The organism is Idiomarina fontislapidosi (assembly GCF_003226255.1).
GTDB classification, from domain to species: domain Bacteria; phylum Pseudomonadota; class Gammaproteobacteria; order Enterobacterales; family Alteromonadaceae; genus Idiomarina; species Idiomarina fontislapidosi.
This window is the reverse complement of sequence record NZ_QJST01000028.1, coordinates 1-4518: the sequence shown is the minus strand read 5'-3', so window position 1 is coordinate 4518 and position 4518 is coordinate 1. Positions and strand designations below refer to the sequence as shown.

The 4518-nt window shown below is 33.8% G+C and carries 3 protein-coding genes and 1 pseudogene; all 4 read left to right on the top strand.

Going from position 1 to position 4518, the window contains the following annotated elements; translation table 11 throughout:
- The first annotated feature begins 125 nt into the window (after positions 1-125).
- Entirely contained in the window at positions 126-1184 is a 1059-nt protein-coding gene (locus DFP83_RS13255; protein WP_110576520.1) for a glycosyltransferase, read from the top strand.
- Positions 1185-1210: 26 nt separating this feature from the next.
- On the top strand, positions 1211-2359 hold the full coding sequence (locus DFP83_RS13250; protein WP_110576518.1) for a glycosyltransferase: 1149 nt from the start codon (positions 1211-1213) through the stop codon (positions 2357-2359).
- A 373-nt stretch (positions 2360-2732) separates the two neighbouring features.
- Entirely contained in the window at positions 2733-3614 is an 882-nt protein-coding gene (locus DFP83_RS13245) for a glycosyltransferase (RefSeq protein ID WP_110576516.1), read from the top strand.
- A 430-nt stretch (positions 3615-4044) separates the two neighbouring features.
- A pseudogene (locus tag DFP83_RS13240) lies at positions 4045-4418 on the top strand (transposase); the annotation flags it as partial.
- Between the last annotated feature and the right edge of the window lie 100 nt (positions 4419-4518).

The following is a 4518-nucleotide window of genomic DNA, read 5'->3' as shown; positions in this document are numbered from 1 at the left end:
TTTGGTCGAAAAGTAAGACTACCACATGTGGGTAGCTGACCTCCTTCCGACCTATCCCATTACATGAGTGTTGCGGTTATTATCTGAATTCAGGATTCATTACTTAAAAAAATGGGCTACGTTATATGAAAGTAATTTTTATTATGCCTAACTTGAAGGCCGGTGGTGCTGAGAGAGTAGTTTCGGAACTAGCTAATTTCTTTGCTTCTAAAGATAAATTTTCAGAGGTAAGTATTCTTACATTATTTGAAAGTAGTGATTTTTATACTCTGAATAGTAATGTTAAAAGGTTTAGTCTAGATATAAGTAATGAAGATTATAAACTTGTAAAGTTGATTAATTTCACTAAGGCCAGAAAATATTTAAGTGACGTTGATGTAATTGTTTCGTTTATTTATCCATTTACCATTTTAGGTACATTTCTTGGTTTTCTAAGTCAAAAGCCTGTTATAATTTCAGAAAGAAATAATCCATACATTAAAAAGAATTTTATAGAAACTTTTCTTAGAAGAATAGTGTATCCAAAAGCACGTTTAATTGTTTGCCAAACTTCCGATTCTAAATCTGTTCTTGAGGAAAAATTTAGGTTAAAGAATTGTACGATTGGCAAGAATCCTATCAGCAGGTTGAAAAGTCCAAGAATTGAGAGCAATGGGATAATAACCGTTGGGCGGTTGATTGAAAGTAAACAGCATATGATTTTGCTAAATATCATCGAAGAGCTAAATTTGCGGCATTGGAGAGTGACAATCGTAGGTGACGGGCCTGAGAAAAATCGTTTGAGCTATAAGGTTAAAAAGCTAAACAGCAAGGGCTTTAATGTAAAAATTGTCGAACAATCAAAAGATCTTAATCAATTTTCAGATAATCACTCAATATTTTTATTCGCATCAAGGAGCGAAGGATTTCCTAATGCATTGGCTGAGGCTTTAATGGCTGGCTATGCTTGTATAGCATTTGATTGCGATACTGGTCCTCGTGACATGATTAAGGATAAAGTGAACGGTTTTTTGGTTCCTTTAAATGATATAGAGGAGTATAAAAATCGCCTAGAATTATTAGTCAACGAATTTAATATTAGATCAAAGCTTGGCGTAGAAGCAAGTTCCAGTATGAAATCTTTCGATATAGATAACATTGGTGAGGAATGGATCGATTTAATAAATTCAGTAGCCTCATATTAATTTAAGTTCGTGGGTTTATTTTAAGTATGATTGGTAAAAAAGGTAACCTTAAAGTAACGTTTGTACATGATTTATTTTTCGACGTTGACTCATGTGGGCGTTTATTTTGCCCTGGTGGTCTGGATGAGATTTATTTTGACCGTTTTTTCGACTCGGGGTTTCATAAGGTCAAGATCATTTCAAGGTCTAATATTTCAACTAAAAGTCTTTCAAACTACTTTCAGCCTGATAAATTTGAGTTTAGTAAATTTAAATTCTCAGATTATGGCGAATTGTTTAGTTTTAGTGCGTTTAACGCTCTAAGAATTGAATTGAAGAAATCCGATCTGGTGGTTATTTCTATGCCGAGCATAACAGGCTGTTACGTTGCTATGTTGTGCGCAATCATTGGAATCCCTTATGTTGTCGAAGTTGTTGGGGATGGCGAGGCGTTTAAAGCAAAACGCTTTGGAACTCTTTTTACTTTGTTCTTAAGAGCTTTCATGCCTTCTGTAATCGGAAGGGCTAGTGGGGCGATATACGTTTCGAAATATTTGTCGACAAGATTTATCAACACTAAGCGTACTCTAGTTTCAAGTAACGTCAACATATCAACTGTAATTAAGAGAAAAAAAATAACTAGAAAACTTATAGATAAAGATCAGATTAATTTAGCATTTGTTGGTGCTCTGAATAAAAACAAAGGCTTTGATGTATTACTGAATAGTATCTCAATACTAGTAAAAAGACACAAAATCAGTACGATAATTCTTCATGCAGTTGGCGGACGAGAGGACTTCGATGTTCGTTCAGTGATAGATAAGCTTGGCATCCGATCACATGTTAAGACATATGGTTTTTTGAGCAAAGATCAAGTCATGGACCTGTTAAAAGATATGGATATTTATGCACAACCCAGTCTCTCAGAGGGACTACCTCGAGCAACGCTGGAGTCGATGTCTGTGGGACTCCCTGTGGTAGCAACTAGTTTACCGGGATTCAGGGAGATATTGAGTGATTACAGTTTAATAGCACCTGGAAACTCCGATGATTTAGCTGAAAAGCTGATTGAATTCATTTTTTCCGCAGAGTTATGCAGTTACCATAGTTTGAGAAATACCGAAAAGGCTGGAAATTTTTTATACAACAGGCTTCATAAAAAGCGTTGTGACTTTTATTCTAATTTTAAAATTTGATTGTTGGTAATTTTAACTATTCTATTTCCTAAAGGTATTGCGAGAAATTGAATACAGATGTTAATCTTTTAAATTTATTGTTTTTAACACCTGAATATTATCGGTAGCTTAGTTTTATGTCCTTGAAAGTTGTTGTCTTCATTATTAGATGCTTTTATTTTAATGGCGGAATTAGAATGCTTTGACAAAATAATTAGGGTATTGTAAACATTGTATTTTCTTTTAACCTTTTCATATTAGGTTTTAATGTACATGACTAATAGTTATATTATTTAATATTATTTCGTTGTAAAAAATATATGTATAAAAGTTAGTTTTATATAAATTTTATAGTAATGAATTTTTCTTTTGTGCTATTAGAGGATGTTTTAAAATGGAAGTTAAAAAATTACCGCGTATAGCAGTATTGCTTGCTGCTTATAACGGTGAGCAATGGATTGAAAGTCAAATTTACAGCATCTTGAATCAGGAGCGGGTCGAAGTTGTTATTTATGTTAGCCTGGATCTCTCTACAGATAGTACTAAAAAATTGATAGAAAATTTTGTTAAGCAATACGATAATGTCAAGTTACTTCCTTACGGCGAACATTTTGGTGGAGCAGCTGCAAATTTTTTTAACCTATTTAAAGTTGTTGATTTTAACGGGTTTGATGCGGTTTCTCTCGCTGATCAAGATGATATTTGGTTATCTAATAAGTTGGCTGTGGCATATAGGAGTTTGGATGAAAAAAAGTTTGATGTTTACTCTTCTAGTGTAGTAGCGGTTTGGAAATCTGGAAAAGAAAAATTTATTAACAAAGCGCATGAACAAAAAAAAATTGATCATTTTTTTGAACCGGCTGGTCCCGGTTGCACTTATGTTTTTAATATTAGTAGTGCAAAGTCACTTCAAGATTTTATAAGAAATTCCGAACTGGTTTTTGATATCCACCTTCATGATTGGCTAGCTTATGCTTATTGTCGTGAAAAGGGTTTTAAGTGGTTCATTGATGAATCGTCATATATTCGTTATCGCCAGCATGATTCTAATCAATTTGGTGTAAATTTTGGTTTAAAGGCATATTTAAAACGGTTTAGGTTGATAAGTAGTAAATGGTATAGAGAGCAAGTGCTTAAGATTGTTTTGTTAGTAGCTCCAGAAAAGTATAATAAGATAAATAAGAGGTCTTATTTGTTGCTTAATTTTAATGAGGTTAGAAGAAGAAGGATAGACCAATTTATTCTTCTTTTTTTGGTTTTATTTAAAATTTATTGAATAAATTTAAGGGTAATTATAGTTATTTATTTCTTAGTTTAATTAGAAGGTTTTCTTTAATACTTATCTTTATTAGGTTAATAAATTTTTATATTTTATTTGTTATTTTTATTGCAATATTAATTCTAATTTTTTAGCTTGGTGGCTCAGTTGAAGTATTATGCTTTTTTTAGTAATAAAGCTAATAGGTTACATTTACTCATTGCGGCTTATTTTTTACAATAGTATTTACCTTATTTATCGATTTTTTCTATTTTTTATAAATAGAGGTATGCCAGCTATGTCATTTCAATTAAAACTAGCCATCGGTTGATCTCGAGATCAAAAAGACTCTTTACAGGGAAGAAGAAATACGAGGTAGTGTTATCCCCCCAAAAATTGGATCCGTTATTAGTAGAAAATTCCGCTAAACTAAAGCAAGGAGTTTTCTATGCGCAAATCACGATACACAGACATTCAGATCCTGGCGATATTGAAGCAGAACGAAAACGGTTTACCCGTTCCAGATCTTTGCCGTGAGTACGGCATGAGCTCTGCTCAGTTTCATAAAAGGAGAGCCAAGTTTGATGGTATGGACGTATCTATCATGAAGCGCTTTAAAGTGCTTGAGGGTGAAAATAAACGCTTCAAAAAAATGTACGCCGAAGAGCGCATTAAAACTGAGATCCGTGAGGAAGCCCTTGAGGGAATGCTGTAAAGCCATCTCGACGTAAAGAGATGGCGTGTGCCGCCATTTAACGCCGTGGTATCAGTATTCGCTTATCCTGCATTTGCCTGGAGATTAGCGAAAGCTGTTATCGTTATCACTGTATTAAGCGACAATTACGGTGGCCGGTCTAGCGACAATTATCTTGGCCGGTTGATCTGATAAGGTTCGGTACAGCAGAACGGAGGAGTTCACTGT